Origin of the sequence: Nocardia stercoris (assembly GCF_003696265.1) — a bacterium.
Lineage (GTDB): Bacteria > Actinomycetota > Actinomycetes > Mycobacteriales > Mycobacteriaceae > Nocardia > Nocardia stercoris.
Map to the genome: position 1 here is coordinate 466,991 of NZ_RFFH01000004.1, position 26,877 is coordinate 493,867.

At 70.3% G+C, this 26,877-nt stretch carries 26 protein-coding genes; 15 read left to right on the top strand and 11 right to left on the bottom strand.

From position 1 onward, the window contains the following. Positions 1 to 55: 55 nt before the first annotated feature. The 7 genes from EBN03_RS13170 to EBN03_RS13200 all read left to right on the top strand — a co-directional run bounded on the left by EBN03_RS13170 (position 56) and on the right by EBN03_RS13200 (position 7,712). Positions 56 to 640, top strand: a complete 585-nt coding sequence (locus EBN03_RS13170) for a histidine phosphatase family protein (protein ID WP_233608369.1) — start codon at positions 56 to 58, stop codon at positions 638 to 640. Then, the gene (octT, locus tag EBN03_RS13175; protein WP_122188253.1) at positions 630 to 1,487 is read left to right on the top strand and encodes a diglucosylglycerate octanoyltransferase; all 858 of its coding nucleotides are present in this window, start codon (positions 630 to 632) and stop codon (positions 1,485 to 1,487) included. The genes EBN03_RS13170 and octT overlap by 11 nt, the downstream gene beginning before the upstream one ends. Before the next feature lie 3 nt (positions 1,488 to 1,490). Next, a complete protein-coding gene (locus EBN03_RS13180) occupies positions 1,491 to 2,333 on the top strand; it encodes a DegV family protein (protein WP_122188254.1) in 843 nt (280 codons plus the stop codon). A gap of 811 nt (positions 2,334 to 3,144) precedes the next feature. Then, entirely contained in the window at positions 3,145 to 4,185 is a 1,041-nt protein-coding gene (locus tag EBN03_RS35520; protein WP_199742755.1) for a ComEA family DNA-binding protein, read from the top strand. Next, positions 4,182 to 5,732 (top strand): ComEC/Rec2 family competence protein, encoded by a 1,551-nt coding sequence (locus EBN03_RS13190; RefSeq protein WP_122188255.1) that lies wholly within the window; start codon positions 4,182 to 4,184, stop codon positions 5,730 to 5,732. Before EBN03_RS35520 ends, EBN03_RS13190 begins: the two co-directional genes overlap by 4 nt. Positions 5,733 to 5,835: 103 nt before the next feature. Next, positions 5,836 to 6,804 (top strand): DNA polymerase III subunit delta, encoded by a 969-nt coding sequence (gene holA / locus EBN03_RS13195; protein ID WP_233608347.1) that lies wholly within the window; start codon positions 5,836 to 5,838, stop codon positions 6,802 to 6,804. 167 nt (positions 6,805 to 6,971) lie between these two features. Further along, on the top strand, positions 6,972 to 7,712 hold the full coding sequence (locus EBN03_RS13200) for a PP2C family protein-serine/threonine phosphatase (RefSeq protein ID WP_233608348.1): 741 nt from the start codon (positions 6,972 to 6,974) through the stop codon (positions 7,710 to 7,712). Between the two features lie 717 nt (positions 7,713 to 8,429). Here the strand turns inward: EBN03_RS13200 and EBN03_RS13205 are convergent. The 3 genes from EBN03_RS13205 to rpsT all read right to left on the bottom strand — a co-directional run bounded on the left by EBN03_RS13205 (position 8,430) and on the right by rpsT (position 11,202). Further along, entirely contained in the window at positions 8,430 to 9,638 is a 1,209-nt protein-coding gene (locus EBN03_RS13205) for a hypothetical protein (RefSeq protein ID WP_147471569.1), read from the bottom strand. 328 nt (positions 9,639 to 9,966) lie between these two features. Then, entirely contained in the window at positions 9,967 to 10,749 is a 783-nt protein-coding gene (locus EBN03_RS13210) for a bestrophin-like domain (RefSeq protein ID WP_122188258.1), read from the bottom strand. A gap of 192 nt (positions 10,750 to 10,941) precedes the next feature. Next, positions 10,942 to 11,202, bottom strand: coding sequence for a 30S ribosomal protein S20 (rpsT, locus tag EBN03_RS13215; RefSeq protein ID WP_122188259.1), 261 nt, complete (start codon positions 11,200 to 11,202; stop codon positions 10,942 to 10,944). 228 nt (positions 11,203 to 11,430) lie between these two features. Here rpsT and EBN03_RS13220 point away from each other — a divergent pair, with 228 nt between their 5' ends. Genes EBN03_RS13220 through EBN03_RS13230 form a run of 3 tightly spaced genes read left to right on the top strand, consistent with a single transcriptional unit; the run spans position 11,431 to position 14,885 of the window. After that, positions 11,431 to 13,065 (top strand): circularly permuted type 2 ATP-grasp protein, encoded by a 1,635-nt coding sequence (locus tag EBN03_RS13220; RefSeq protein WP_122188260.1) that lies wholly within the window; start codon positions 11,431 to 11,433, stop codon positions 13,063 to 13,065. 3 nt (positions 13,066 to 13,068) lie between these two features. Next, positions 13,069 to 14,046: an alpha-E domain-containing protein gene (locus EBN03_RS13225; RefSeq protein ID WP_122188261.1), complete on the top strand. Its 978-nt coding sequence runs from the start codon at positions 13,069 to 13,071 to the stop codon at positions 14,044 to 14,046. After that, positions 14,043 to 14,885, top strand: coding sequence for a transglutaminase family protein (locus EBN03_RS13230; protein ID WP_122188262.1), 843 nt, complete (start codon positions 14,043 to 14,045; stop codon positions 14,883 to 14,885). Before EBN03_RS13225 ends, EBN03_RS13230 begins: the two co-directional genes overlap by 4 nt. Before the next feature lie 89 nt (positions 14,886 to 14,974). Here EBN03_RS13230 and EBN03_RS13235 read toward each other — a convergent pair whose 3' ends face one another. Together EBN03_RS13235 and EBN03_RS13240 are read right to left on the bottom strand one after the other, a co-directional pair. Beyond that, a complete protein-coding gene (locus EBN03_RS13235) occupies positions 14,975 to 15,538 on the bottom strand; it encodes a type II toxin-antitoxin system PemK/MazF family toxin (protein WP_122188263.1) in 564 nt (187 codons plus the stop codon). Between the two features lie 176 nt (positions 15,539 to 15,714). Beyond that, positions 15,715 to 16,557, bottom strand: a complete 843-nt coding sequence (locus tag EBN03_RS13240; RefSeq protein ID WP_122188264.1) for an alpha/beta fold hydrolase — start codon at positions 16,555 to 16,557, stop codon at positions 15,715 to 15,717. Positions 16,558 to 16,695: 138 nt separating this feature from the next. Between EBN03_RS13240 and EBN03_RS35685 the strand changes: the two genes are divergently transcribed. The 3 genes from EBN03_RS35685 to EBN03_RS13255 all read left to right on the top strand — a co-directional run bounded on the left by EBN03_RS35685 (position 16,696) and on the right by EBN03_RS13255 (position 20,845). After that, entirely contained in the window at positions 16,696 to 19,503 is a 2,808-nt protein-coding gene (locus EBN03_RS35685) for an ATP-binding protein (protein ID WP_122188265.1), read from the top strand. 163 nt (positions 19,504 to 19,666) lie between these two features. Continuing rightward, positions 19,667 to 20,104 (top strand): DUF4440 domain-containing protein, encoded by a 438-nt coding sequence (locus EBN03_RS13250; protein ID WP_122188266.1) that lies wholly within the window; start codon positions 19,667 to 19,669, stop codon positions 20,102 to 20,104. A 354-nt stretch (positions 20,105 to 20,458) separates the two neighbouring features. Then, the gene (locus tag EBN03_RS13255) at positions 20,459 to 20,845 is read left to right on the top strand and encodes a hypothetical protein (protein ID WP_147471570.1); all 387 of its coding nucleotides are present in this window, start codon (positions 20,459 to 20,461) and stop codon (positions 20,843 to 20,845) included. 9 nt (positions 20,846 to 20,854) lie between these two features. On the opposite strand, the gene EBN03_RS34540 is transcribed toward EBN03_RS13255, so the two are convergent. Next, positions 20,855 to 21,031 (bottom strand): hypothetical protein, encoded by a 177-nt coding sequence (locus EBN03_RS34540; RefSeq protein ID WP_199742756.1) that lies wholly within the window; start codon positions 21,029 to 21,031, stop codon positions 20,855 to 20,857. Positions 21,032 to 21,327: 296 nt separating this feature from the next. Further along, positions 21,328 to 21,891 carry a carboxymuconolactone decarboxylase family protein gene (locus tag EBN03_RS13265; protein ID WP_122188268.1) on the bottom strand — a complete coding sequence of 188 codons (564 nt, stop codon included), beginning with the start codon at positions 21,889 to 21,891 and terminating at the stop codon, positions 21,328 to 21,330. Between the two features lie 207 nt (positions 21,892 to 22,098). On the opposite strand from EBN03_RS13265, the gene EBN03_RS13270 reads away from it, so the two are divergent. After that, complete coding sequence (locus tag EBN03_RS13270; protein WP_147471571.1) at positions 22,099 to 23,001, top strand: alpha/beta hydrolase family esterase; 903 nt, start codon at positions 22,099 to 22,101, stop codon at positions 22,999 to 23,001. A gap of 17 nt (positions 23,002 to 23,018) precedes the next feature. On the opposite strand, the gene EBN03_RS13275 is transcribed toward EBN03_RS13270, so the two are convergent. Further along, positions 23,019 to 23,681, bottom strand: coding sequence for a hypothetical protein (locus tag EBN03_RS13275; RefSeq protein ID WP_147471572.1), 663 nt, complete (start codon positions 23,679 to 23,681; stop codon positions 23,019 to 23,021). 301 nt (positions 23,682 to 23,982) lie between these two features. Between EBN03_RS13275 and ribA the strand changes: the two genes are divergently transcribed. Beyond that, positions 23,983 to 24,603, top strand: a complete 621-nt coding sequence (gene ribA / locus EBN03_RS13280) for a GTP cyclohydrolase II (protein ID WP_233608349.1) — start codon at positions 23,983 to 23,985, stop codon at positions 24,601 to 24,603. 48 nt (positions 24,604 to 24,651) lie between these two features. On the opposite strand, the gene EBN03_RS13285 is transcribed toward ribA, so the two are convergent. The 3 genes from EBN03_RS13285 to EBN03_RS13295 all read right to left on the bottom strand — a co-directional run bounded on the left by EBN03_RS13285 (position 24,652) and on the right by EBN03_RS13295 (position 26,530). Then, positions 24,652 to 25,065: a hypothetical protein gene (locus tag EBN03_RS13285; protein ID WP_122188272.1), complete on the bottom strand. Its 414-nt coding sequence runs from the start codon at positions 25,063 to 25,065 to the stop codon at positions 24,652 to 24,654. A 121-nt stretch (positions 25,066 to 25,186) separates the two neighbouring features. After that, on the bottom strand, positions 25,187 to 25,375 hold the full coding sequence (locus EBN03_RS13290; protein WP_122188273.1) for a DUF1918 domain-containing protein: 189 nt from the start codon (positions 25,373 to 25,375) through the stop codon (positions 25,187 to 25,189). Between the two features lie 90 nt (positions 25,376 to 25,465). Then, a complete protein-coding gene (locus EBN03_RS13295; RefSeq protein ID WP_158675611.1) occupies positions 25,466 to 26,530 on the bottom strand; it encodes a GGDEF domain-containing protein in 1,065 nt (354 codons plus the stop codon). Positions 26,531 to 26,877 lie beyond the last annotated feature (347 nt).

Consider the following 26,877-nt stretch of genomic DNA (forward strand, 5'->3'; position numbering starts at 1 on the left):
GCGCACGCTGATCCTGTTGCGGCACGGGCAGACCGAGTGGAACGCCGCCGACCGGATGCAGGGCCAGTACGACACCGAGCTCAGTGAACTGGGCCGGCGGCAAGCGAAGGACGCGGCTCGCGAGCTGGGACCGTCCGACCCGATCGCCATCGTCTCCTCGGATCTGCGGCGCGCCTACGACACCGCGAGCGCCCTCGCCGACGCCACCGGCCTGCCGGTGACCGCGGACGCCCGGCTGCGCGAGACCTCGCTCGGCGACTGGGAAGGGCTCGACCACCGTGAGGTGGACGTCCGCTACCCGGGCGCCCGCAAGGCCTGGCGGCTCGACCCCACCTTCACCCCGCCCGGCGGCGAGAGCAAACTCGAGGTCGGCGCGCGGGCGCTGCCGGTGGTGCGTGAACTACTCGCCGAGCGCGCGGACTGGCCCGACCGCACCCTCGTGCTGGTCGCGCACGGCGGACTCATCGCGGCACTGACCGCGGCGCTGCTGGAACTGCCGCCGGCGAACTGGCCGATCCTCGGCGGACTGGCCAACACCAGCTGGGTGCAGTTGTCGAGCCACGGGCCGAGCATCGACGAGCCGAAATGGCGGATGGACGTGTGGAACGCGGCGGCGAAGGTGGCACCCGATGTCCTCTGATCGATCCGAGCAGTCCGGCGAACGCCAGGTGTCCGACGAGCAGCTGCGTGCTGCGTCGGACGGGCAGGTGCGCCAGGTGCCGGACGCGCTGCTGGACGGTCCCGCGGCCGCCGAGCCCCGGCCGGTGCTGCTGGTGATCGCCGACTCGCTGTCCTATTTCGGGCCGAAAGGTGGTCTGCCCGCGGACGACCCGCGGATCTGGCCGAACCTGGTCGCCGCGGAGGTGGGCTGGGAGGTCGAGCTGGTCGCGCGGATCGGCTGGACCTGCCGCGACGCCTACTGGGCGCTGATCGGCGACCCGCGCGTCTGGGCCGCCGTGCCGCGCGCGGCGGCGGTCGTGATCGCCACCGGCGGAATGGATTCCCTGCCGTCGCCGCTGCCGACACCGCTGCGCGAGCTGATCCGCTATCTGCGACCGCCGGCCCTGCGCCGCACGGTCCGCACCGGTTACCAGTGGTTGCAGCCGCGGCTGTCGCGGCTGGGTGGCCCGGTCGCCCTGCCGCCCAAGGTCAGTGTCGACTACCTGGAACAGATGCGGGATGCGCTGGCACAGTTGCGGCCCGAGCTGCCGGTGATCGCGGTGCTGCCCTCGGTGCACCGCAGCGAGTCCTACGGCGAGGTACACACCGGGCGCGAGCCGGCGGTGCGCGCGCTGCGCGAGTGGTCGGCGAAATCCGGTGTGCCGCTGGTCGATCTGGGTGCCGCGGTGCGCGACAACATCGATTCCGACGATGCCAATCCCGACGGGATCCACTGGGGCTGGGACGGTCACCTCGCCGTGGCGCAGGCCATGCGCAAAGTGCTGACCGACGTGGAGACCGGCACCCGCGCCGGGAGGGTGCGCTGACCCATGGCGGTGGTCGTGGTGACGGATTCGTCGCCGAATCTTCCCGCGGCGGTGTACGAGGAGCGCGGTATCGAGGTCGTGCCGCTGCATGTCCTGGTCGACGACCGGTCCCTGCGTGAGGGGCTGGACACCGGCGAGATCGATTACGCCGCATCCGCGGTGAGTACCGCCGCGGCCTCGCCGGGCGATCTGCGGACGGCCTACGAACGCGCGCTCACCCGGTCCGGTGGTGACGGTGTCGTCGCGGTGCACATCTCGCGGCAGCTGTCGTCGACCTGGGAAGCGGGCCGGCAGGCGATCCGCGATATGGACGCCGCGCGCACTGTGCGCCTGGTGGATTCGCTCAGCGCCGGGCTCGGGCACGGCATGACGGTGCTGGCCGCCGCCCGCCGCGCGGCCACCGGCGCCACGCTGGACATGGTCTACGACACCGCCGTCTCGACGGCCATGCGCGCCCGCACCCTGCTGGTGGTCAACCGCACCGAACAACTGCGCCGCGGTGGCCGATTGAGCTCGGCCGCAGCCTTTTTCGGCTCCGAACTGGTCACCAAGCCGGTGCTGCAGCTGGTGGACGGCCGCCTCGAACTACGCGAGAAGGCCCGCACCCGATCCAAGGCCTTCGCGAAACTCGTCGCGGCGGCCGTCGACGCGGCCGGTGACGACGGCGCGGCCATCGGCGTGCAGCACCTGGGTGCCCCCGAGGCCGCCGAAACCCTCGCGGCCCAGCTCACCGACCTGGTCCCCGACATCCGCGAACTGGTCACCGCCGAATTCGGCCCGACCCTGGGCGTCCACCTCGGACTCGGTTCGGTCGGTGTCGTCGTAGTACCCGGCGGCTGCGGCTGACCACCCCGCTGGGCTCCTGACCTGAGCCGATCGGCCCGCCCCGCGCGTCGGTGTCCGGTGAGTTGTCCACAGCCCGAAGGAATTCCACAGACCTACTGTTTGCCCTGGTCGTCCGCCCTGTGACCCGTGCCGCGCTGCCTACCGTGAGGCCATGGCGCGAGATGACGGCAGAGTGCGGGAGCGGCTCGGGGCACTCGGCGGTGGACCGCTGGGGGACCGCGGAGGTGGGCCGCGCATGGAGCACAGGGGTGGCCGGCACCGAGAGTCCCGCAGTGGTGTGCCGGCGGAGGCCGGCGCCGATCCGCGCGCGGCATCGAGTGGGCTGCTCGGAAGATTCGGCGGTAATCCCTTCGGCGAGAACAGCAGTGAGATAGCGGGAGAGCGCAGAGGCCGGCACCGCGAGCGCGGTGGCGAGTCTCGCGAAGCGGGCCTGCGGGGAACGGGCGACGGTGTGGCGTTCGGTGCGTTCGACGGCGGGCGCGCCGAGTCGGGTCGCGGCTCGGCCGGGCGGCACCGGGGGCGTATGCCCGGTGGGGAGTCCGACATGGCGGGCTCGCCGGTAAGTGTCGGCGGGGTCGATCACGGAAGAGCTGAGCTCGGTAGTCCGACCGCAGTCGGGTGGCACCGTGAGCGTGTGACCGGAGGGGGTGGTGGCGAGTCCGGCAAGGTGGGTCCGCCGGCAAGGGCAGGTCGTGGGTTCGCCGGGGCGTTCGATAGTGGAAAGGCCGAGCTCAGTGATCTGGCCGCAGATGTGCGGCACCGAGAGCGTGGGCTCGATGAGCGTGGTGGCGAGTCGGGCACGGTGAGTCCGGTGGCAAGGGGAGGTCGTGGGTTCGCCGGGGCGTTCGATAGTGGACAAGCCGAGTTCGGTGGCCTGGCCGCAGATGTGCGGCACCGAGAGCGTGGGCTCGATGAGCGTGGTGGCAAGTTCGGCACCGCGGGTCTGCCGGAAAGAGTCGGCGCGGTCGAGCGGGTGCGTGCCGAGTTCGGTGGCGGCACCGCTGTGGGTCGGTGGGAACTGGATACGGAAAGCTTCGCTGCGGTGGGGCCGGTGGGGTCCGAAGGTGGTGAGCGGGAGCAGGATTCGGGTGGGGGTGTGCCGCTGCCGGTGCCGCCGTGGCTGAGTGAGCCGGTGGGCAGTGTGTCGTTCTGGCACGGGCGGCTGGTTCCGGAGCGGTTCCGGGGTGTGCGGCTGGATCCGGGGCGGCGGGGGGTCGTGGTGCTGGCGCTGGTGGGGGTGGCGGCAGTGGTGGTCGCGGGTGCGGCGGCACAGCGCGAGAAGCCGGTTGTGGCGGCGGTTCCGGCATTGCCGTCGATCGTTCCCGGGGCCGCGCTGACCTCGGTGGCGAGCGGTCCGGCGGTGGGTGCGGACAGCCGGACGCCGGATCCGCCCGCGCGCGTGGAGGATCTGGTCGTCAGTGTGGTCGGGCTGGTGGAACACCCTGGGCTGCTACATATTCCGTCGGGGTCGCGGGTGGCTGACGCGCTCTCCCGGGTAGGTGCCGCCGACGGGGCCGATCTGACGAGTCTCAATCTGGCCCAGAAGCTCTCCGACGGCGACCAGATCGTCGTCGGCTCGACCGGACCCGGATTGCATCCGGTCAGCGCCGTCCAGTCGGGTGGTGCGACGGCAGGTACCCGGGCTCCCGGCACCGCGACCGGACGGGTGAACCTCAACTCCGCCACCGAGGCCGACCTCGACACCCTGCCCGGCGTCGGAGCGTCCACCGCCCGCGCGATCCTGGCCTGGCGCACCGAACACGGCCGCTTCACCGCCGTGGATCAGCTGGGCGAGGTCGCAGGTATCGGGCCGTCGCGACTGGCCCGCCTGCGTGCGCTGGTGACGCTGTGAGCGGCCCCGCGCCGGCCGACCGGCAACTGGTCGAGGTGCCGTCGGTGCTCGACATCCGTTTGCTGCCGGTGGCATTGAGCTGCTGGGCAGCGGCACTGGTGGCGATCGGATTCGGCTGGCGGATCGGCCTGATCCTCGCCGGTGTCCTGACAGCTGCCGCGATTGCCTTGTCGCCCATGCTGTTTCGCGATCGGAAGCAGCCGGGTGCGGTGCTGCTCCTGGTGCTGCTCGCGGTCTTGTTGACCGGGGCGGGGTTCGCGGCTGCCGCGGCCTGGCAGGAGTACCGCGCCGAAACCCATCCGCTGCGCCACATGGCAGGCGGAACCTACGTGACCGCGGTCGTGGTGCCCAGCGAAGACCCGAAGCAGTTGCCGGAGCAGGCTTTCGGCCCGCGGCAGTGGATGGTGCGGGCGGGCCTGCTGGAATACCGGCACGGTCCGGTGCCGGTCCGGGCCGGCGGCTCGGTGATCGTGCTCGCGCCCGGACCGGGGTGGTCCGCGCTGGTCCCGGGCCAGCAGGTGACCTTCCGGGCGCGAGTGCAGCGCCCGTGGCGCCACGACCTGACCGTGGCCGTCCTGCGAGCGCAGGGCCCGCCCACCGCGGTCGGGCCACCACCCTGGTGGCAGGTGCCCGCGACGGCAGTGCGCACCCGGTTCGTCGCCGCCGCGCAACGGGCACTGCCGGAACGGGCCGCGGGCCTGCTGCCGGGGCTCGTGGACGGCGACACCGCGCGCTTGCCCGACGATGTCCGGGAGAACTTCACGAAGACCGATCTGTCGCATCTGGTGGCTGTATCGGGAACCAACGTGACGATCGTGCTGGCCAGCGTGCTGGTGTCCGTTCGCCGGGTGTCGTTGGGCCCGCGGGTCGGTGCGCTGCTCGCCGCCCTGGCGCTGACCGGATTCGTGATCCTGGCCCGGCCCTCGCCCACGGTCCTGCGGGCGGCGGTGATGGGTGCCGTCACGCTGACAGCGGTCGTCACCGGCCGCCGTCGCCAGGCCTTGCCGGCCCTGTGCACCGCAGTGGTCGGACTGCTCGCCTTCTCGCCGGGACTCGCCCTGGACGCGGGCTTCGCGCTCTCGGTGCTGGCGACGGCCGGCCTGATCCTCCTCGCTCCGGGCTGGTCCCAGTGGCTCGTGGCACACGGCTGGCCGCACCGCCCAGCCGAGGCGGTGTCGGTCGCCCTGGCGGCGTTCCTGCTCAGCAGCCCGGTCATCGCCGCACTCACCGGCCACGTCGGCCTGCTCGCCGTGCTGGCGAACGTCCTGGTCGAGCCGGTCGTCGCCCCGATCACCGTGCTGGGAACGCTGGGCGCGCTGCTGTCGTGCCTGTGGCTACCGGGCGCGGTCCTGCTGCTGCGACTCACCGGTCCGCCGCTGTGGTGGCTCCTCGAGGTATCGGGTCGTGGTGCCGCACTGGGCATTTCACTGTCGGTGCCCAGCGGTGTGTGGGGCGGCGCGGCTACCGCCGCGGTGGTCGCGGTGCTGGTCGCACTGTCCGCCCGGCCGCCGGGAGACCACCGCACGCCGGCGGATCCCGATGGATGAGCGGGCCGGGCCGGACGAGGTGCGCCGGCCCGACGGCCGTAGCCCGCGCCCGAGTCGACGAGCCGCGGGAAGTCTGTCGGTGCCCATCCGTAGGATCGACGCCGTGACCGAACGGCCCGCCCCCCTGCATCTCGTGCTCGGCGAGGAAGAGCTGCTGATCGAGCGCGCTGTCGCCGCGGTCGTCGCCGACGTACGGGCATCGGTACCCGATCCGGCGGCGCTACCGGTCGACCGGCTGCGTGCCGGTGACGCGGGGACCGCCGAACTGGCCGAGCTTTTGAGCCCGTCGCTGTTCGCCGAGGAGCGGGTGATCGTGCTGGAGTCGGCCGCCGAGGCGGGTAAGGACGCGGTCGCGCTGATCACCGACGCCGCGGCGAATCCGACCGAGGGCGTGGTGATGGTGATCCTGCACTCGGGCGGCGGCCGGGCCAAGGCACTGGCCCCGGCGCTGCAGAAGCTGGGTGCGGTCACCCACGCCTGCGCTCGGGTGTCGAAGGCATCGGAGCGAACCGAGTTCGTGCGCAACGAATTCCGCACAGCGGGCATCCGGGTGTCGGCCGATGTGGTGCAGGCGGTGCTGGAGTCGGTGGGGTCGGATCTGCGCGAGCTGTCCGCGGCCTGCTCGCAGCTGGCCGCCGATACCGGTGGCCGCTTGGATGTGGCCGCGGTGCGCCGGTACTACTCCGGTAAGGCGGAGGTCACCGGTTTCGACGTGGCCGACCTCGCGGTCGGCGGCGACCGGGCCGAAGCCATGGAGGCCCTGCGCTGGGCGATCGACCGGGGCGTGCCGGCCGTGCTGCTGGCCGACGCCCTGGCCGATTCGGTCCACACCATCGCGCGGGTGGGCTCGGCCGGGCGGGCCGACCCCTTCTCGCTGGCGCCGCAGCTCGGCATGCCGCCGTGGAAGGTGAAGAAGGCGCAGGGGCAGGTCCGGGCCTGGAACTCCGGTTCGATCGGTGCCGCCCTGCAGGTCGTGGCCACCTTGAACGCCGACGTCAAGGGCGGCGCGGCCGACAGCAACTACGCCCTGGAACGGGCGTTGGGTCGGATCTTGGACCTGCGCGGGGCGTAGCGTTACACCCCGCCGCCGGATTCACAGGAAAAGCACAAGTGAATTCGGGCACGGTCCTGGGTACCTGCGAGTTGACTAGTTATGTGCGGGGGCACGGGCTCGGCACATTGCGCTGGAGCACCCGACTCGCACCCGGCCGGCGTACCGATGTCCGAGGAGGCGAGGCTGTGCACACCGAGGTGACGACTGCTCTGACCCACCGTGAGCTGGCCCAGCTCATCGGCATCCAAGCCGAGTCCGTCAGCCATCGTGGCTCACGGTCGCTGAACGCCGACGCGGTCGGTGCGTACACCGATATCGCGCGTGGCCGTTCGGCTTTCGTCGTCGCGGACGGGATCGGTGACCATCTGCTCGCGGTCCGCGCCGCCCGCACGGCCGCCGCCACCGCCGCGCACGCGTCCGCCGCCTGCGGCGCGGTGGCCGGGATCCTGGCCGCGCAGCAGGAGCTGACGCGGCAGTTCCCGCAGGCGAAGGCCGACTGCGTCCTGGTGGTCGCGGTCCTGCCCGCACCCGAATACCCCGACATACCGTGCGATATCGCATGGGTGGGCGATTGCCGCGCCTACCGGTGGAACGGTCGCGTCCTGCACCAGATCACCACCGACCACACCGTGGCCGAAGCGCTCAGTTCCCGTGGCATCCGCCCGACCGCCCGCATGGGCCACCTGGTCACCACCTCCGTCCGCACGGTCACACCCGAGGAGATCGGCCACGCCACGACCGGCACCAGCAGCGGCCGCTTCCTGCTCGCCTCCGACGGCGCCCACAAACCCCTGACCATGGCCGCTATCCGAGACGTTCTGGCCGCCGCCGAAACCCCCGGCGCCGCCGCAGCGTCCCTGACCGACGGCGCCCTGCGCGCCGGCGGAACCGACAACACCACAGCCCTCGTCCTGGACCGCGCTTAACCGCCCCCGCTGCGGCCGATTCGTCCGCCCTGCGCACGGGCGGGATCGACTGCGCCACAGCCCTCGTCCTGCGCGCGGCCGCATTGCACACCAGCACCGACTGCGCCAACCGATCTCGTTGGGCCAAACCATTCGGCGCTCGGTGTGTGGGCGGGTTCGACCGAGTGACGGCCCTCGTCCAGGACCGCGCCTAACCGCCCCGCTGCGGCCGATTCGTCCGCCCTGCGCACGGGCGGGATCGACTGCGCCACAGCCCTCGTCCTGCGCGCGGCCGCATTGCACACCAGCACCGACTGCGCCAACCGATCTCGTTGCGGCCCAACCATTCGGCGCTCTGTGTGTGGGCGGGATCGACTGAGTCACGGCCCTCGTCTTGGACCGCGCCTAACCGCCCCCGCTGCGGCCGATTCGTTCGCCCAGCGCGGGCGGGTTCGACCGAGTGACGGCCCTCGTCTTGGACCGCGCCTCACCGCCCCCACCACGGCCGATTCGTTCGCCCTGCGCGCGGGCGGGTTCGACTTCGCCACGGTCCTCGTCTCGCGCGGCCCGCATTGCACCTGCGCACCGGACTGCGCCAACCGATCTCGTTGCGGCCCAACCATTCACGCTCTGTGTGTGCGGGATCGATCAGGTCAGGCCTTGCCTGAACGCCCTTGGCCGATCCTGTTGTTGTCACCTAGTTGCGTGCCGCGCGATTGCTATGGGCCGCTGTGGGATTCAGCGGCGCGCGCGGCGCGTGACCACCGCGGTGCCGCCGTGCGCGGCGAAGACCGCGACGACCAGTACCGTCACCAGTTCCAGCACATCGAAGGCCACCGAATCGGCGGCGGGCTCGGCCAGGGTCTCCTGTACAGGGGGTACCACCGCTGGCGGTGTGATCATCGGTGGCTCGGGCACCCGCTGCGGCGCCGGGGCGACCCGGCCCGCCGCCGGGATCGGCACCACGGCTGGCAGCGGGGGTGGCGACAGCAGCAGCGGTAAGCCGGGCAGTGGGGCCGGTGGATGCGGCAGCAGGGCCAGACAGCCGAGGGCGATCCCGGAGGCGCCACCGGCGATGATGCTGCCCAGAGCCGAACCGCTGCCCGTTCCGGATCCGCCGATCAACGCGGGACCGCTGCCGAAACTACCGATCAACGCCGGACCGCTGCCGAAGCTGCCGGAACTTCCCACCGATCCCGCCGAGGCGAGCCCGCCGCCGAGCGCGCTCGCCGAACACGCTGCCGCACTACCGGCATCGGAGCTCCCACTCGGGGCAATGTCGCCCGCGGCCGGGGTTGCGGCCTGCGCAGGACCGGCCGGAGTACCGACAGCCGGAGTGACCACGACCGGCCCAGGTGCGGCGTGGCCGACGGGTTGCTCAGCCGAACCTGTACTGCCGGAACCCAATCCGATCGAGCCACCCGTATTCGGTATGCCACTGCCCGATTCCACACTGCCGGTGCCCAATCCGAGGCGGCTACTGGCGTCGGTGCTGCCGGTGCCCAGTCCGAGGTGGGTGCTGGCGTCGGTGCTGCCGGTGCCCAACCCGAGGCGGCTACTGGCGTCGGTGCTGCCTGTGCCCAGTCCGAGGTGGGTGCTGGCGTCGGTGCTGCCTGTGCCCAGTCCGAGGTGGGTGCTGGCGTCGGTGCTGCCGGTGCCCAACCCGAGGTGGGTGCTGGCGTCGGTGCTGCCGGTGCCCAACCCGAGGTGGGTGCTGCCGTCGGTGCTGCCGGTGCCCAACCCGAGGCGGGTGCTGGCGTCGGTGCTGCCTGTGCCCAACCCGGGGCGGGTACTCACGTCGCCGCTGTCGTTTTCGAGACCGCGGTGGCTGTCTATGTCCGCGCTGCCGTATTCCGGACCGAGGCGGCTACTGACGTCCGTGCTGTTGCCACCCGGCATGCCGCCGGTGCGCACGCCGTCGATCAACTCCTGTGGTGGCAGCGGCATGCCCGCCGATCCACTGATCGGTAGCGTCGGCATTCCTGCGGGCCCGACGGTCGGCAGCGCGGGCATTCCTGCGGGTCCGGCGGCTGGCATTTCTGCCGGTCCGACAACCGGTAGCGTCGGCATTCCCGCCGGTCCGGCGGGCGGTTGCGTTGGTACCTCCGCGGGACCGACAACCGGTAGCGTCGGCATTTCCGCCGGTCCGATGACCGGCAGTAGTGGCAACCCCGGCAGCGGCAACACCGGTTCGGCCGTGACCGGGCCCGCGAGTCCGGCCGTGGTCGCGATCAGTACGGCCAGACCTGCCGCGAATAGGACGGTCAGTGCCCGGTTACGAGGCATGCTGGACCGGTCCGGTGGTGGGCTGGAACTGTTCGAGGGCCAGGCGGAAGGTGTCGGCCGGCACTACGTCGCCGCCGGCGAAGGGATGGTCGAGATTGTGGATCTGCAGCAGTACCGACCCGATCACGACTCCCAGCAGCGCGATCATCACCACGCTGCGCCTGCTCACTCGCACGCCGGACAGGACCGGACTGAGCAGCAGTAGCGCGGCGGCGATGTAGAGCGCGACGTAGAGGAATCCGGGGATGCCGTGGGCGGCGGAGTTGGCCCGATAGTGCCGCGCGTCGGCGACCTTGTCCAGGCCGGACAGCGCGTTCGCGCGCAGCGTCGATTCGTAGGGATCGGCGGGTCGCAGCTGCTGGACGGTGTCCCGCAGGCGGTCGAACGTGGCTTGTGTTTGTGGGTCCAGCCGCTGGTCGCGGTCCATGACCGGCCATTCCTGGGTGACGACCGACGTCGTGTAGTCGTGCACCTGCTGCTGGATCTGCTCCCGCTCGGGCCCGGGCATCGAATGCGCCGCCCAGTAGGTCTCGATCAGCGCGTTGGCCTCGGCGACCGTGCGGCCGCGCGCGTTGTCGTACTGCTGCCAGCAGATCACCACCACGAAGGCGACGATGGCGGCGAAGAACGTTTTGATGAGGTCGAAGACCAGTGTGCCGGACGATTCGTCGCTGCTCTGCCGCCAGCCGGCGGGGCGCAATCGGTCACCGAGCAGAAACGCGAGCAGCGCGACCAGCGCTCCCCCCACCGCGACCATGACTTCCATGACCATGACGACAATCCCCACTTCCCATGTGGCGAAACGGTTTTCGTGGGGTATTCGTGGTCGCCGGTGCGGGGGATGGGAAGCGGGAGCGATGCCGGTTCAAAGGTCGCGGACACGACAAAAAGCCGCCGTGGTCGCCTGCTCAGCAGGCCCTCTCGCCACGACGGCTGGGGGACTCGCGGACTGCGAGCCCTCGACTCAGATCTTGTTCAGCGCCAGGGCGAGCGCCGACTTCTTGTTGGCGGCCTGGTTGGCGTGGATGACGCCCTTCGAGGCAGCCTTGTCCAGGCTGCGGCTGGCGGCCTTCAGCAGGTCCTGCGCGGTGGCGGTGTCGCCGGCGGCGGCGGCCTCGCGGAACTTGCGGATGGCCGTGCGCAGCGAGGACTTCACCGACTGGTTGCGCAGCCGCGCCTCCTCGTTGGTGCGGATCCGCTTCACCTGGGACTTGATGTTGGCCACGCCGATTCCTCTGGTTTCTGTCGTCAGTTGGTTTGCCTCGAGAGCGGGTGCTCTCCCAAGGGCTAAGTCGTGTGGGCGCGCCACCGACACGGGGTAACGCTGCGCCGACGATCGAGAGTACCAGCCGGGCGCCCAGGGAACGAAATCGGACGGTCCGAGCCGGTCATGATGCGAGAAATTTACCTGTCGCACACACGGCATAAACGCCGGTTGATGGACGATTCTTGCATGTCCCCGACAATTGCGACACGTGCCGGTGCCGCTGCCGCGTCAGCGCGGCGGGCGCCGGATACGGGGGTCTTCGACGGTTACCGCCCCGGCCGTTACCACCGCGCGTTCGACGAGATGTTCGACGGTCACGGCCGGCCTCGGCCGGCGTATCGCGGACTGTTCGCGGCGCTCGCGCCGATCGCCGCGACCGATCTGGAGCGGCGGGCCGAAGCGCTCGACCGCGCGTTCATCGATCAAGGCATCACGTTCTCGCTGTCTGGTCAGGAACGTCCGTTCCCGCTCGATCTGATTCCGCGCGTGATCACGGCGGCGGAGTGGGCGAAGCTGGAGCGGGGCATCCGGCAGCGGGTCACCGCGCTGGAGATGTTCCTGGCCGACGTCTACGGTGAGCAGCACATTCTGCGCGACCGGGTGATTCCGAAGCGGCTGATCACCTCCTGTGAGCATTTTCATCGCGAGGCGGCGGGTGTGGTCCCGCCGAACGGGGTGCGGATCCACGTCGCGGGTATCGATCTGATCCGGGACGAGCGCGGCGAGTTCCGGGTGCTGGAGGACAACCTGCGGTCGCCGTCGGGGGTGTCGTATGTGATGGAGAACCGCTCCACCATGGCGCGGGTGTTCCCGGACCTGTTCTTCTCGCACCGGGTGCGCGCGGTGGGCGACTATCCGAGTCATCTGTTGCGGGCGTTGCGGGCCGCGGCCGCGCCCAACGAGGTCGATCCGACCGTGGTGGTGCTCACGCCCGGCGTGTTCAACTCGGCGTATTTCGAGCATTCGCTGCTGGCCCGGCAGATGGGTGTGGAGCTGGTGGAGGGCCGGGACCTGTTCTGCCGCGACAACGTGGTGTACATGCGCACCACGGCCGGCGAGGTGCAGGTCGACGTCATCTATCGCCGCATCGACGACGTGTTCCTCGATCCGATGCAGTTCCGGCACGATTCGGTCCTCGGGGTGGCGGGGGTGCTCAATGCTGCCCGGGCCGGAAATGTGGTGATCGCCAACGCATTCGGAAACGGTGTCGGTGACGACAAGCTCACCTACTGCTATGTGCCGACGATCATCGAGTACTACCTGGGGGAGAAGCCGATCCTGGGCAATGTCGACACCATGCGCTGCTGGCTGCCCGAGGAGCGCGAGCAGGTGCTGGATCGGTTGGCCGAGTTGGTGATCAAGCCGGTGGAGGGTTCCGGCGGGTACGGCATCGTGATCGGGCCCGATGCCACCTCGCGTGAGCTGGACGCGATCCGCCGCAAGATCAAGTCCGATCCGCGCGGCTGGATCGCGCAGCCGGTGGTGCAGCTGTCCACCGTGCCGACCAAGATCGGCGGCGAACTGCGGCCCCGGCACGTGGATCTGCGGCCGTTCGCGGTCAACGACGGCGACGAGATCTGGGTGCTGCCCGGTGGTCTCACCCGGGTCGCGCTGCCGGACGGTTCGCTGGTGGTCAATTCCAGTCAGGGTGGTGGCAGTAAGGACACCTGGGTGCTGGCACCGCGCACGTCGGACGAGAAGCGCGAACTCGAAGGGGCCGAGGTGGTTTCCGAGCCGCCGGGCGTCGACATGCGGGAGCAGGGCCGGGAACCGACCGCAGCGCAGGCCGCGCAGCAGCAGCAACAACAGCAGCAGGGGTGAATCATGTTGGCTCGCAATGCCGAATCCCTCTATTGGATCGGCCGCTACGTCGAGCGCGCCGACGACACCGCCCGCATCCTCGATATCGCCGTGCATCAGCTGCTGGAGGACGCCACCGTCGACCCGGATCGCACCTCGCGAGTGTTGTTGCGGGTCTTGGGAATCGATCCGCCCGAGGGTGAACTCGATGTCTGGTCGGTGACCGACGTGGTGGCGTTCAGTCACTCCCAGGGCGGTTCCATCGTGGACTCGATCGTGAAGGCGCGCGAGAACGCCCGTGGCGCGCGCGAAGTCGTCTCCAGCGACATGTGGGAGTGCCTGAACGCCACCTACAACGGCCTGGCCGTCGCCGAACGCAACTCACGCGCGCTCGGCCCGCACGAGTTCTTCCACTACATCACCGGGCGCGCGGCCATGTTCGCCGGCCTGTCGGACTCCACGCTCTCCCGCGACGACGGGTTCCGGTTCCTGCTGCTCGGCCGGTCCATCGAGCGGGTGGATATGACTGTGCGACTGCTGCTTTCGCGCGCCGGGGACCGCTCCTCGTCGCCGGCCTGGGTGACCGTGCTGCGGTCGGCCGGCGCGCACGACACCTATCTGCGCACCCGGCGCGGGGCGCTGGACGCCAATCTGGTGGTGGAGTTCATCCTGCTGGACCGCCACTTCCCGCGTTCGGTGTTCCATTCGCTGCTCGAGGCCGAACACTGTCTGCGGGAACTGGATCAGCGGCCCAACAGCCGGTTCGGCGTCCAGCACGAGGCCGCCCGGTTGCTGGGCCGGGCGCGCAGCGAGCTCGAATTTCTCGCGCCCGGACTCCTGCTGGAGGATCTGCAAGCTCGCCTGTTGTTTCTGCAGCAGACCTGCCGCCAGGTCAGTGAGGCGGTGTCGCGGCAGTACTTCCATGCCGCCCCGTTCGTGGCCTGGACGGACCTGCGTTCCAGCCAGGATCAGCGGGACAGTGTCGTGGAGGAGTTGCAATGAGCTGGCGTCTACGGGTGGTGCACACCACCGGTTACGGATACGACGTGCCCGTGGTCGGGTCGTTCAACGAGGCGCGGCTCACGCCGCGCGCCGACGGCCGACAGAACGTGATCATGAACCGGGTGGAGACCGTGCCGTCCACCCGCTCCTATAGGTACGTCGACTACTGGGGTACCGCGGTCACCTCGTTCGATCTGCACGCCCCGCACACCGAACTGGAAGTCACCGGTTCGTCGGTGGTCGAGACCGAGCCGTTCGCCGGGCCCTCGGAGGAGCTGTCGTTCGACGAATTGCGTTCGGACGCGGTCGTCGACCGGTACGACGAGCTGCTGACGCCCACCGGCTACGTGCCGCGGGACCGCCGGCTCGCGACGGTGGCCCGGCAGCTGGCCCGCGGTGTGCCACCGGCGAAAGCCGTTGTGCGCGCCGCAGAGTGGGTGCACCGGGAGATGGACTACGCGCTGGGGTCCACCTCGGTGCACACCTCCGCCCCGCAGGCCTTCGCCGAGCGACGCGGCGTATGCCAGGACTACGCGCACCTGACGCTGGTGTTGTTGCGCAGCATGGGAATTCCCAGCCGCTACGTCTCGGGCTATCTGCACCCGATGCCGCTGGCGCCGATCGATCAGACCGTGGCCGGCCAGTCGCACGCCTGGATCGAGGCGTGGACCGGTGGCTGGTGGGGTTACGACCCGACGAACAACATCGCCGTCACCGAACAGCACGTCTCGGTCGGTGTCGGCCGCGACTACGCGGACGTACCTCCGCTGAAGGGCATCTTCTCCGGTGACGGCACCACCGCGCTGGAGGTCCTGGTGGAGGTCACCCGCCTCGCCTGAGCCGGTCAGCGGGCGGAGGCGGCAGCGGAGTGTAACCACGTAGCCCGCCCGGTCCAGGCGCCATAAACACGGCCTGAGCCGAATCGGCCTCAGTACCAGCGGTATTCGCCGCAGAGCCGATGCGCGACCGCGTCGAACGAGCGGCGCTCCAGGATGGCGCCCTCGCGGCGGATGCTCTCCTCGGGCACGTCGTGGACGCGGTCCATCCGCACCCAGTGCGGCCGGCCGTCCCAGGAACCGCGGCCGATCCCGACCCAGTCCGGGTCGTGCGCCCAGCGCGGGTCGGGGGAGACCGCCAGGCCCAGCAGCGTGCTGCGTTCCCGGCCCACGATCAGCACCGGCTGATCGCTGCCCTCGCGCGGGTCGTGGTCGAACGGCAGCCAGGTCCAGACGATTTCGCCCGGATCGGCCCGGCCGTCGAGGTGCGGGCAGTACACGACCTGGCGGGCCCGCTGCGTGGTCGGCATCGCGACCGAGGCGGTCGGCCGGACGGCGACCCGGGGCACGGGACGACGCCCGAACGCGAACTCGACCACCGCCGACCGGCGCATCCGCCGCACGATCCCCGGCGTGGACTGCCGGACGAGCTCAGCCCCCTGCCCGGTGGCGATCGTCGTGATCTGCCTGCCGAACGAGCTCCACGTAGTGGCCATACCGGGGACTATAACGGGGACGAGGGGTGATCACATCTCACGTCGAGGCCGCGCCACACCGGCCCGCGGCTCGATCCTACCGGCGAGTACGCCGAATCCCCACTGCCGCAACCGGACAGCGATCGCGGTGGTCAGGGCCTTCTCCGGAGGACGCGAACGCGCCGTGCGCGGGTCGCTCACCCCGGCCACTGGGTGATCAGCTGCCACACCGCGCGCGGATTCTCCTCGGGGGTGAAATGTCCGCTGCCCGCAACCGTTGCGGCGCTGACGTTCTCGATCCCGAAGTCGGCGAAGCCGCGGGCGTAGGTCTGGATCTCGCCGCCCTCCTGGTCGCCGCGCAGGTACAGCAGCGGGGTAGCGATCGTGGCGGTGAGCATCGTGTTCGCCGCGGCATCCGCGGGAAATGCCCGATACCAGTCGAATCCGGCCGCCAGCGCGCCGTCGCTGCCGTAGGCGGCCGCGTAGCTGTCGCGTGCCGATTCGGTGACGGCGTCGGGACGCGCGGCCGCGGTGGCGAAGATGTGGTCGAAGTAGCGGCGCTGGTGACCGGCGACCAGGGTCTCGGGCAGACCGGGTACCGCGTGGAAACCGAAGTGCCACAGGCGCGGATCGGCGAGCGCCCGGTCCCACGGCGCGATCCCGGGGATCACGGTGTCCATGACCACGGCCCGGGCGATCTCGGGGTAGGCGCGCAGCAGGGAGTAGCCGACCATGCCGCCGATATCGTGCCCGACCAGCGTGTACCGCTCGAGTTCCAAGTCCGCGGCCACCGCGTGGACGGTCTCGGCCATGGCGACCGTACTGCCGTCGGTGCGCGCGCCGGCCGACCCGCCGATCCCCGGCAGATCCAGGGCGATCATCCGATTCCCGTCGGCCGCACCGAGTTCCATGATCGCGGTCCAGGCCCGCCAGTTCTGCGGCCAGCCGTGCAGCAGGAGTACCGGGCGGCCGTCGGGGGGACCGTGCTCGACGACGTGCACGGCCCTGATCTCGGCGGTCCGAAACCCCGCGTTCCCCACGCCGGCTACGCCGACCCGACCGGCTCACATGTCACGAATGTCCAGCCTACGCCGGGTGCGGGTGCGCGGCGGGGACCTTCACGGTGTGCCCGGGTTCACTCGTGTTCCCAGTGACGGCGTCTCGATAGGGTGACGCGCATGGTTCAGCAGGTTTCGAGCACTTTCGTCGGGCGGGCCGCGGACCTCGAACAATTGACAGCGGCGTACCGGGATCCGCAGGTCGCCGCGGTACTGGTGGCGGGCGAGGCGGGTCTGGGGAAGTCGCGGCTGGTCGGCGAGTTCGGGAGCCGGTTGCCGGCCGGGGTGCGGGTGCTGACCGGGCGCTGCCCGGAGTTCGGCAGCGCTGGGGTCGCCTTCGGGCCGTTCCTGGCGGTGGCGCGGGCGCTCGTCCGCTCGATCGGCGCCGACGGGCTGCGGATGCTGCTGGCCGGACCGGTGCCGGAACTGGCCCGGTGGGTACCGGAGCTGGCCACCGACGTCCCGGCCGGTGAGCCGGACCGCACCCGCCTGTTCGGCGAGGTGCTGATCCTGCTGGACGCGCTCGCCCAGCAGGGGCCGCTGGTGCTGGTCCTCGAGGACCTGCACTGGGCCGACGACGCCAGCCTCGATCTGCTCAGCTTCCTGATCGCGAATCTGGACCGTGCCGATGTACTGCTCGTCGGCACGTATCGGCCGCCCGGGCCGGGCCGGCTGCACAGTCTGCTCACCGAGCTGTCGCGACTGCCGAGTGTGGTCGCGGTCGAACCGCGCGCCCTGACCCGGCACGACGTGGGCCGCCAGCTCGCGGCGCTGCTCGGACGGGAGCCCGAACCCGGTTTCGCCGGAAGGGTTTTCGAGCGCAGCGGGGGCAATCCGCTGTTCGTCGAGGCGTTGAGCCGCTCGGCGGCGGACGCGCCGGCTGCGCTGGGGGAGCTGCTGCTGGCCGGGCTGCCGGGGCTGTCGGCGACCACCCAGCGGGTGCTGCAGGTGGCGGCGGTGGCCGGATCGCCGGTGGAGCACGAATTGCTCTCCGCCGCAGCTTCTCTCGACGACGACACCCTGGACGCCGCGGTCGGCGAGCTGATCGGGGCGCGGTTGCTGCAGATCCACGGCAGCGGGTACGAATTCCGGCACGCGTTGATCCGAGAGGCCGTCTACGACAGCCTGCTGCCCGCACGCCGGACCCGGCTGCACGCGGGCCTCGCAGCGGTCCTGCGGGCCGCCGCCGGGCCGGAATCGGCAAGTCTTGTTCCACCGGAACGGTATTCGGCGGAGCTGGCTCGGCACAGCGAATGCGCGGGCGATATCGCGGGGGCGCTCGCCAGCGGGTGGCAGGCGGCCGCGGATGCCGCCGCGACCGGATCCCGCGCGGCTCAACTGCATCACCTGCGCCGGATGCTGGACCTGTGGGATCGGGTCGGGCCGGAGCAACGGCCGGTGGACCGGGCGGCGTTGCTGGAACTGTTCGCCGACGTGTGCGCGCATCAGGGTGCCGTCGAGCCCGGGCTGGCGGCGGTCGAGGAGGCGCTCGGGATCGTCGCCGCACAAGCCGGTTCCGCGCAGGACCGCGGCCGGCTGCTGACGGTGCGTGCTCGCCTGCGCAACCAGGCGGGCGGTGGCCGGGCGGATCTGCAGGAGGCGCTCGAAGTGCTGGGCGCCGCACCGACGGTGCTGCGGGCGAAGGTCCTGCTGGAGTCGGCCTCGGTACACCTGTTCACCGGCGAGCCGGCGGGTGCGGCGGCCGATGCCGAAGCGGCACTGGAGATCGCGGCCGGATTCGACTCCGCCGCGGATCCGGAGGTGGCTGCGGTCCTCGCCCGCGCCCACGCCTTTCTCGGGCTGGCCGCCGCCGACCGGCCCGAACTCGCGAGCGGGCATTTCGAAACCGCTCGCAAGCTGGCGCCCGACGCGGAAACCCTTCTGGCCGTGGTGGTCTGGGAGTCCGCGTTCCTGGTGGCGACCGGCGCGTACGGCACCGCGATCGAAGTGATCGGACAGGGGTTGCGCGCGGCCTGCGATACCTTCCGGTTCGTCGAGAAGGGCCCGATCCTGATCGTCAAATGGGTGCAGGCGCTGGAGGCCCTGGGCCGCTGGCCCGAGGCGCTCACCCTGATCGACGACACCCTGGCCGACCCGATCCCGCCGCTGAGCCGGGCCGTACTGCTGCTGTGCCACGGCCGGATCATGGCGGCACAGGGGGATTCGGCTGCGGGGGCCGTCTCCGCGGCGACAGTGGAACCGCTGCTGCGGGATTCGGCCTGGGCGGGTCAGTACGTGCTCGAATCTGCCGGTCTGCGAGCGGATCTGGCACTGAACGCAGCCGACCTGGGCGCCGCACGCGAGATCGTGGAGCGTGCGCTGCGGGACGGCGCGCGGCATCACCACGAGGTGTGGGCGCTGCTGGTGACCGGCGCCCGGGCGGGCCTCGACCATCGGGCGCTCGCCGCCGCGCTGCCCGTCACCACCGCGCCCGACTCCGCCTATCGATCGACCTGGGCCGCAACGGTTTCCGGTGATCCGGCGGACTGGCGGACGGCGATCGCGGCCTGGGCCGAGCTCGGCCGGCCCTTCGACCGGGCTGTCGCCGAGTTCGCCTGCGCGCGTGCGTCGCTCGCGGCCGGCGACCGCTCGGGAGCGCGGGAGATTCTTGCGGCCGCGACCGCTCGCGCCGCCGCGCTGGGCGCGGACGGACTGGTCAGCGCGATGGCGGACACAGTGCGCCGCGCCGGGCTCGCCGCCGCGACCACGGCGCCGCCGGCGCCGCCGCGCAGTTTCGGCCTCACCACCCGGGAACTCGAGGTGTTGCGCCTGATCGCCCGCGGCCTGAGCAATCGCGCGATCGGGGCGGAGCTGTTCATCAGCGGCAATACCGCCGGAGTGCACGTCTCGCGGATCATCACCAAGCTCGGGGCGTCGAGCCGCACCGAGGCGGCGGCACTCGCCCGCGACGCGGGTCTCATCGACTAGAACACCGCGGACGGCACGGCGGTGCGATCCATCGCGGCGGAACCCGACGACCGGGCCGATCACGCCTTCGCGGTGTTCCCCGAGCGGATACCGACCGGAGGATTTGACCTCAACCTTACTTCGGGTTCTACGGTCGTGAGGTCGATGAAATACGGAGGTAGACATGAACATCCGACCCACACTGGCCGACCCCGCCGGGCAGCAGATCGCGGATCGCGTCGCTGCCGACCTGGCCGCCGAACTCGAACAGGCCGGGCTGGCGAGCGACGCCGACGGCTACGACCGCCGGTTCGCCGCCGACATCCTCTGGGGCAGCCCGTTCGGTGCCACCGTCACCGGCTACCCGACCTTGAACGCGATCCACCACCGGCTGATGACCACCAAGGTCGCGCCCGCCTCCCACTTCGAGGTGGTCGCCGCACTCAGCCCCGCACCGGGCGTGGTGATCACCCAGATCCGGCGCCGATCCGCCGACCCGGCCGGTTTCTCTGAGATCGCCATGTACACCCTGGTCGAGCGCGACGGTGACTGGTGGCTCGCCGCCGCCCAGAACACCCCGGTCGAACTCGCGCGATCGCCGTTGGCGGCGAGCGGGAACTGAGGGTCCGGGACGCCCGGCAGCGGATCCGCGGCGGCCGTCGAGCTTGTGGCACAGTATCTTTCGCGCATGTCCCGGCGGCCGGCGCCGAAATCCGCGCGCCGCGAACCGCCGGGCTCGCACGGAATTCGATCTGGACGGCTCCAGCGCGATACGCAGTTGCAACGGGGCGGTGCCGGCGACCGGGCCGGTAAACCTGCCGGGTCCGCCCGGTGGCCGAGACGGTGACAGGAGTGACCCCACACGATGAGATCACGGATCATAGGAGCCGGTCGGCGTCGGGCGGTCGGCGTGGTCGCCGGTCTGATGGTGGTGGCCGGCTCATCGGGTTGTACCGACAGCGGAAGCGGTGGGCGCATGGTGGACGGTACTCCGGCCTCGAGCGTGGCCGATATCGTCAAGGAGGCATCCGAATTCGGCGGGTTGGTGATTCCGCCGGACGCGAAGGTCCTCGACGCTCGGACAGACCGCGGAATCGACACGAGCTATCGGATCGCGCTGTCGACCGACTCCGCGGGTGTGAACGCGCTGCTGACCGGGTCGGGGATCACGCCGCCGCTCACCAGGACCTACCACGTGACGGTGGAAATCATTGCCGGTCCGCCGCTGGCGACCTCGCCGTCGCTGCTGGAGACGGGAGATCGCTATCAGCGGCCCGACGGCAAGCACGTGTCACGCGATATCACTGTCGACGAGCGGGATCAGACGACCCGCTACGTTCACATCCAGCTGTTCGACACCTAGCCGATCCGGTCAGGACAGGTCGCGGAAGGTCATCACCCACCCGACGACGGCGAACGCGACCAGTGCGATATAGGTGGCGACGCGCAGCCACTGCCACGGCAGATCCCGGACGAACAGCCCGGCGATCATGAACGTGATCAGCATCAGGACCCCGTAGAACGGGGTCCGCTGCGGGTGCTTACCCATGCCTGCGGGATACCCGTTCGGGGTCGGCGTTCACCGTCGGTCGCCGCACCGTCCTGCTCGCTGCGGCGATGCCGGCCCACCACGTCATCGCCGGCTGAATCGCCAGGTAGAGCGGCAGATTGCCCGGCGACACAGTCGATCGGCGCGACTACGACGAGGCGCGGGCCGGCACCGAGCTGGCCGACTTCGCGGATCCGCGCCCTCCGGTCATGACGCCTGGGTCGTCGGTGGCGAGGACGTCGTGACCGTCGACTGGGCCGGAGGGAGCCACTACGCCGAACAATAGGGCCCGAGATCTATTGTGGCCGTAGCTCGCACATGCCGTCCGAGCCGATGTTCAGGCCGACATTCGTCAGGTTGTAGAGGTGCTCGCTGGCGACCAGCCAGGCCAGTTCGCAGACCTCGCGCTCACTGAACTGCCGACGGACGGCGTCGATGGTGGCCGGGGAGACGGACTTGTCGACGGTCAGTTCGGTGGCGTAGTCCAGGGCGGCGCGTTCGGCGGGGGAGAACCTCGGGTCGGTCCGGTAGTCGGCGAGCGCCTTCGCCTTCGCCGCGGTCTCGCCGCCGATCTTGCGGGTGACGAACCACTGGTTGGTGTCCATGCAGAATTCGCAGACGTTCAAGTTCGCGACGCGCGAGCGGACCAGAAGCGCGGTACCGCGCGGCAGCACGAGCTTGCGGTCCAGTCGCGACACCTTGCCGTAGAAGGAGAAGAACGACAGCGGCATGCGGGCGCCGAACACGGCCAGCGGGCCGGCGACCTTGCCGAGCACCCGGCGGCTGACGAGGTAGGCGAGCTTGCGCAGCAAGCCGCGGGGATGCTCGACCGGGGGCAGATATGTGGTGGATGTGGTCATGGTGGGCCTCCTGTTCGTCGGAACACCACCCATATCTCCTGCATACCCCGCTCGGGCCTGCGATCACAGCCGGTGTGTCGCGGCGGCCGCCCGCACCGGCGGCGGAGGTGATGCCCACTGCGATTCCGCAGGGCCCGTTGGCTTTTCGGCTGCCTGCTAGAGTGCAGGTGAACTGCGCAGGTTACCTGTACGTATTGGTGGTGGATCGTGACGAACGTGGAACTGCGGGTCGACGGCCTCCGGCGGACCTGCTCCCTCCGACTGCCCACCGATCAGCGGCCCGAGATGCCGCTGATGCTGGTGCTGCACGGCAGTCGCTCGCCGGTCCTCGCGCCGATCCAGCGGTTCGCCGAGGCGAGCAGCCGGCGCCGGAGCGGGTTCGAGGCCTTCGCCGACCGGCACGGGGTCGCCGTGGCCTATCCGGACGCGGTCACCGGCCGCTGGGCCGACGGGCGCGGTGTCACCGTGAGCGAGGAGAAAGGAATCGATGACGTCGCCTTCCTGCGCGCGGTCGCCGAGGAGTGCGCCGGTCGTTTCGGCACCCGGCGCGACGGCATCCTGGTGGCCGGCATCTCCAACGGCGCCTTCATGGCGCACCGGACGGCACTCGAGGCGTCGGACCTGGTGGTCGCGTTCCTGGCGATCGCTGGTGGCCTGCCGGCCGCGCTGGCCGGGGCGCAGCCGACCCACGCGGTATCGGCACTGCTGATCCACGGCACGGCCGATCCGGTGGTGCCGATCGAGGGCGGGTATTCCCGGCGCCGCGGCCCCGACGGCGAATTACGGGGCCGCACACTGTCGCTCGCCGACTCGGCCCGGCACTGGGCCGACATCGACCGGTGCGGGGATGAAGCCGTTGTTACGGAATATCCGTCCGGACCGGGTCCGGACGACCTGGCTCGGAACCGGCGGACGGTCGCCGGCGGGGTCGGCGGAACCCGGGTCGAGGCATGGGCGGTCGAGGGCATGGGCCACACCTGGCCCGGTCAGCGCGTACCCGCGGTCCTGCGATCCGCGCTCGGCGCGTCCGCGGCGAACATCGATGCGGCCGAGGAATTCTGTCGCTTCGCACTCCCGTTGCTCGCGTCCGCCGCCGATCGCCGACGCTGATGCGCCGAAAGTCGCTGCTACGGCCGGATGTTCAGTTCGATCGACGCCGTCGGGGTGCTGCTGACCGGGGTGGGGGCGTGCGCGCTGGGGTCGGTCCGGGTCGCCTCGAACCGGGTCGAACCCGCGACGAGATTCGGCGCCGGGTCGACCTCCAGCTTCAGGTGATAGGTCACCGACTGTCCGGCGCTCAGGCTGAACGCGGGGACCAGGGTGCGGCCCAGGAAATCGGTGCCGCCGCCCTGAGTGACGTACGGGGCCGGCTGCCAGGAGCCGTCGGCGGCCTCCAGCTGCATGCTGCCCGCGGGCATCGTCTTCATCGGACCAGGATTACAGCCACAGTGCCCCAGCGACACCACGACACCGACGCCGGTGAAGTCGCCGGAGGTCGAATTCTGCACCACCACATCGAATCTCACCGGAGTGCCGGGGTGGACGGTGGTCGACTCGGGTGCGGACACCTCGATGTAGAGCCCGTCGGCCGTGGTGCTCGCGTGCACGTCCGCGGGTGCCTGGGGCGGCACCTTGCCCGATTCCGGGCCGGACGCGGCGACCGATCCGGTCGCGGTCGGCGTCGGTGACCCGACCGGGATCGGGGTGTCGTCGTTCTGGCAGGCGCCGAGGGTGACCATGGCGGCCACCGCGCAGACTGCGGTCGCCAGGATCCGGCCGACTGGTTTCATGATGTCCTCCCGGGAGGTGTGGATGTCCACCAGTGATAGCGCGGATCCGGTGCCGCGTTAACCGTTTCGGCACCCGGCGCGTCATGGCCCGCCTGCGCGAGATCACCGACCCGCATATGTGACATCGCGGTCGGCCGCAACACTTTCCGCTGGGGGTGAACCTCACAGACCGCGCGGAATAACTCCCGCCGATCTCGGGCTGACCATGATCGGAACGCTCGTCGGCATCCGAGCGACCCGCGTCCGGTCGGGTGCCGCTACCCGGCCGACGCTCGAGGCGAGCAGTAGGCAGGAGCGAACAGTGTCCCTTCCCACCAGAATCGGACCTTCGGTGCGCACCCGGGTGCAGATCCCGATCACCTTCGACGACGGATTCTCGGTTACAGCGCAGGTGGTGACGTTCGCCGGACTGTCCGACGGGCTGGAGCATCTCGCACTCGTGCTGGGCCGGACGGACGACGTCCCGCTGGTCCGGTTGCATTCGGAATGCCTCACCGGCGACGTATTCGGTTCGGCCCGTTGCGATTGCGGACCGCAGTTGCGGGAAGCTGTCGAGCGGATCAGCGACACCGGTGGTGTGCTGCTCTACCTGCGGCAGGAGGGACGGGGGATCGGCCTCTACAACAAGCTCGACGCATATGCGTTGCAGGACTTGGGGTTCGACACCTATCAGGCGAACACCGCGCTCGGCTTCCCGGAGGACGACCGCGACTACACCGCGGCCGCCGAGATGCTGACGGCGCTCGGGATCGCGGAACTGGATCTGCTGACCAACAATCCGGACAAGGTCCGGCAGCTGACCGAACTCGGCGTGACGGTGCGGAACACGGTGCCGACGGGTGTGCACGCGAACGAGAACAACGTCCGCTACCTGCAGGCCAAGGCGGACCACACCGGCCACACCATCAGCCTGGCGTCCTGACCGCGCCGGGCTCGACCATCAGCCACACGCCGCGGTCGTGCGATCGGGTCAGGTGGCGAGCAAGTAGCCGCCGGGGATCACCAGTTGCATCAATCCGAGCGCGCTGAACAGCCGGTTGCTCTCGGCCAAGCAGCCGACAGTGATCGCCACGTCCGCGCACGCCATCAGGATCAGGGAGGCCCGCTCACCCGGCCAGGGCGCGAGTGCCCAGTACGCGGCCCACGCGACTCCGAAGGTGATGGTGAACACCGTGACCAGGTTCCACACGCCGGTCGGTCCGGCGGTGGACACGAGAGCCAATGCGGTGATCAGCGCGATCACGGCCCCGCCGACCGCCACGACTCCCTTCATGACTCGGAGTGCGCCGTGGTGGTCGAGGGTCCGGATCAGCCACCGATAGTCCAGGTGCTCGTTCCACCAGGCCGCGATCGTCTGCCGGCCCGTCGTCTGCGATCCGATCATCGATCGGCACCTCCGCTTCACTACCGATCCGCTACTGGTCAGCGAATTCTAGGTGTGATCCGCGGGATGGGGGGATGAGCGGTCTTCGGCGAGGTGGGCGGCATCCTCGGGAGCCGGGCGATCACGCGCCCTGCGGCACGACCTCGCAGTCGGGCCCGGGATAGATCAGGCCTTCGTGTCCGTCGGAGAACCGCACCACATAGGGCGGCTCACCGTCGTTCCCGCGTACTTCGACGATGTCGCCGGATCGGTCGGCGAGGCCCACCGTCCGGCCGTGCACCACGATTCGATCTCCGACATGGGCTTGCATCGAGCAACCTCCCTCGGGGCCGGCGAATTCGTTCAGGAGTCGAGCAGCGCCCTGCACCTCCAGTATGCGGCGGGAACGGTCCGTTGTCCCCTAGGAGGCGAGTACCACGGTGTTGCCCCCCAATTGCTTGGCCCGGTACATCGCCGAATCCGAGCTGCGCAGCAACTCCTCGGCGTCGCGGCCGGTACCGCCCTCGACGACGGCGACACCGATGCTGGCGGTGACCGGTTGCACAGCGGTCTCGATCGCTTGGCACAGCCGCTGCGCCTCGCTCACCGCGGCGACGGCGGCCAACGGGACCAGAACGACGAATTCCTCACCGCCGCTTCGGGTTACGACTGCGGCGGCGGGGCGTTCCTGGAGCAGGCAGGCGGCGGTTCGGGCGAGGACCTGGTCGCCGGCGCGGTGGCCGAAGGTGTCGTTGACCTGTTTGAACCGGTCGAGGTCGATGGTCATGAGGGCGATCGATTCGTGGGCGCCGGGTTCGAACCAGGACGAGACGTAGTAGTCCAGGCCGCGGCGGTTGAGCAGGCCGGTCAGCGGATCGGTCAGCGCGTCCTGCCGGAGTACCCAGTAGCAGAAGTGCAGCGCGGGCAGCACCAGCAGCATGACCGACGCCATGGTCAGCACGATCGAGACGCCCACCGGGCCGTCGGTGTCGCCGGCGTCGATCATGATCCACGCCGCGGTCGCGATCGACAGCACCGACCACAGGCCGTGGAGCGCGAGGATCCGCGGTCCGTGGAAGATCGCCAGGTAGCCGCCCGGAATCACCAGCTGCATCAGCCCGAACGCGCCGAACATCCGGTTGCTCTCCAACAGGGAACCGACCGTGATCACCACGTCGGCGCAGCCCATCAAGGTCAGCGAGGTCCGTTCGCTCGGCCACGGCGCCAGCCACCAATACGCCGCCCACGCGACCGCGAAGGCGATGAGGCAGACGGTCACCAGGCTCGGGCCCCGAGCTGGCCCGGCAGCGGACTGCAAGCTCAGGGCCGTGATCACCGCGAGTATCGCCCCGCCGACGGCGGCGACCCCCTTCACGACGATCAGCGCGCCACGGGCCTCGAGTGTCCGGACCAGCCACCGATAGTCCAGGTGGTCGTGCCACCAGGCCGCCACCGTCCGCCAGCCCGTCCTGTCCGATCCGAGCATCGGTCGGCACCTCCGATCCACTCCCGTCCGCCACTGATCAGCAAATTCTAGGGACGGGTGGCCGGATAGTCCGAGTCCGTGCAGATCGAAGTACGCAGTGCGATCCCCTCCCCTCCTCATCGGGGACCGAACTGCTGGACCGAGTAATGCGCACCTGCGACGACGTGAACGGCACATGCGTCCGCACTTTCTCGGCCGTGCACGGAGTCTTCGATTCCGGATGCTGGTTGTCAATCGAACCGGGGCGAATCCGCGCGGGTTCGTGACCGCGACCAGCGGCTTTCGCGGCGACCGGGAGAAAAACGTCTACAACCTGTAGTACTTGTGCGGCCGAACGTTCACGCCCC

Excerpts from the sequence above, each read along its gene's own strand:
- EBN03_RS13180 (WP_122188254.1), top strand. The coding sequence starts at position 1,491 with ATGGCGGTGGTCGTGGTGACGGATTCGTCGCCGAATCTTCCCGCGGCG.
- EBN03_RS13220 (WP_122188260.1), top strand. The coding sequence starts at position 11,431 with ATGTCCCCGACAATTGCGACACGTGCCGGTGCCGCTGCCGCGTCAGCG.
- EBN03_RS13235 (WP_122188263.1), bottom strand. The coding sequence starts at position 15,538 with ATGGCCACTACGTGGAGCTCGTTCGGCAGGCAGATCACGACGATCGCC.
- EBN03_RS13285 (WP_122188272.1), bottom strand. The coding sequence starts at position 25,065 with ATGATCGGATCGCAGACGACGGGCCGGCAGACGATCGCGGCCTGGTGG.
- EBN03_RS13205 (WP_147471569.1), bottom strand. The coding sequence starts at position 9,638 with ATGCCGCTGCCACCACAGGAGTTGATCGACGGCGTGCGCACCGGCGGC.
- octT (WP_122188253.1), top strand. The coding sequence starts at position 630 with ATGTCCTCTGATCGATCCGAGCAGTCCGGCGAACGCCAGGTGTCCGAC.
- EBN03_RS34540 (WP_199742756.1), bottom strand. The coding sequence starts at position 21,031 with ATGGGTAAGCACCCGCAGCGGACCCCGTTCTACGGGGTCCTGATGCTG.
- EBN03_RS13275 (WP_147471572.1), bottom strand. The coding sequence starts at position 23,681 with ATGAAACCAGTCGGCCGGATCCTGGCGACCGCAGTCTGCGCGGTGGCC.
- EBN03_RS35685 (WP_122188265.1), top strand. The coding sequence starts at position 16,696 with ATGGTTCAGCAGGTTTCGAGCACTTTCGTCGGGCGGGCCGCGGACCTC.
- EBN03_RS13290 (WP_122188273.1), bottom strand. The coding sequence starts at position 25,375 with ATGCAAGCCCATGTCGGAGATCGAATCGTGGTGCACGGCCGGACGGTG.
- EBN03_RS13230 (WP_122188262.1), top strand. The coding sequence starts at position 14,043 with ATGAGCTGGCGTCTACGGGTGGTGCACACCACCGGTTACGGATACGAC.
- EBN03_RS13170 (WP_233608369.1), top strand. The coding sequence starts at position 56 with ATGCAGGGCCAGTACGACACCGAGCTCAGTGAACTGGGCCGGCGGCAA.
- EBN03_RS13255 (WP_147471570.1), top strand. The coding sequence starts at position 20,459 with ATGGTGGACGGTACTCCGGCCTCGAGCGTGGCCGATATCGTCAAGGAG.
- EBN03_RS13225 (WP_122188261.1), top strand. The coding sequence starts at position 13,069 with ATGTTGGCTCGCAATGCCGAATCCCTCTATTGGATCGGCCGCTACGTC.
- EBN03_RS13250 (WP_122188266.1), top strand. The coding sequence starts at position 19,667 with ATGAACATCCGACCCACACTGGCCGACCCCGCCGGGCAGCAGATCGCG.
- EBN03_RS13210 (WP_122188258.1), bottom strand. The coding sequence starts at position 10,749 with ATGGTCATGGAAGTCATGGTCGCGGTGGGGGGAGCGCTGGTCGCGCTG.
- EBN03_RS13265 (WP_122188268.1), bottom strand. The coding sequence starts at position 21,891 with ATGACCACATCCACCACATATCTGCCCCCGGTCGAGCATCCCCGCGGC.
- EBN03_RS13295 (WP_158675611.1), bottom strand. The coding sequence starts at position 26,530 with ATGCTCGGATCGGACAGGACGGGCTGGCGGACGGTGGCGGCCTGGTGG.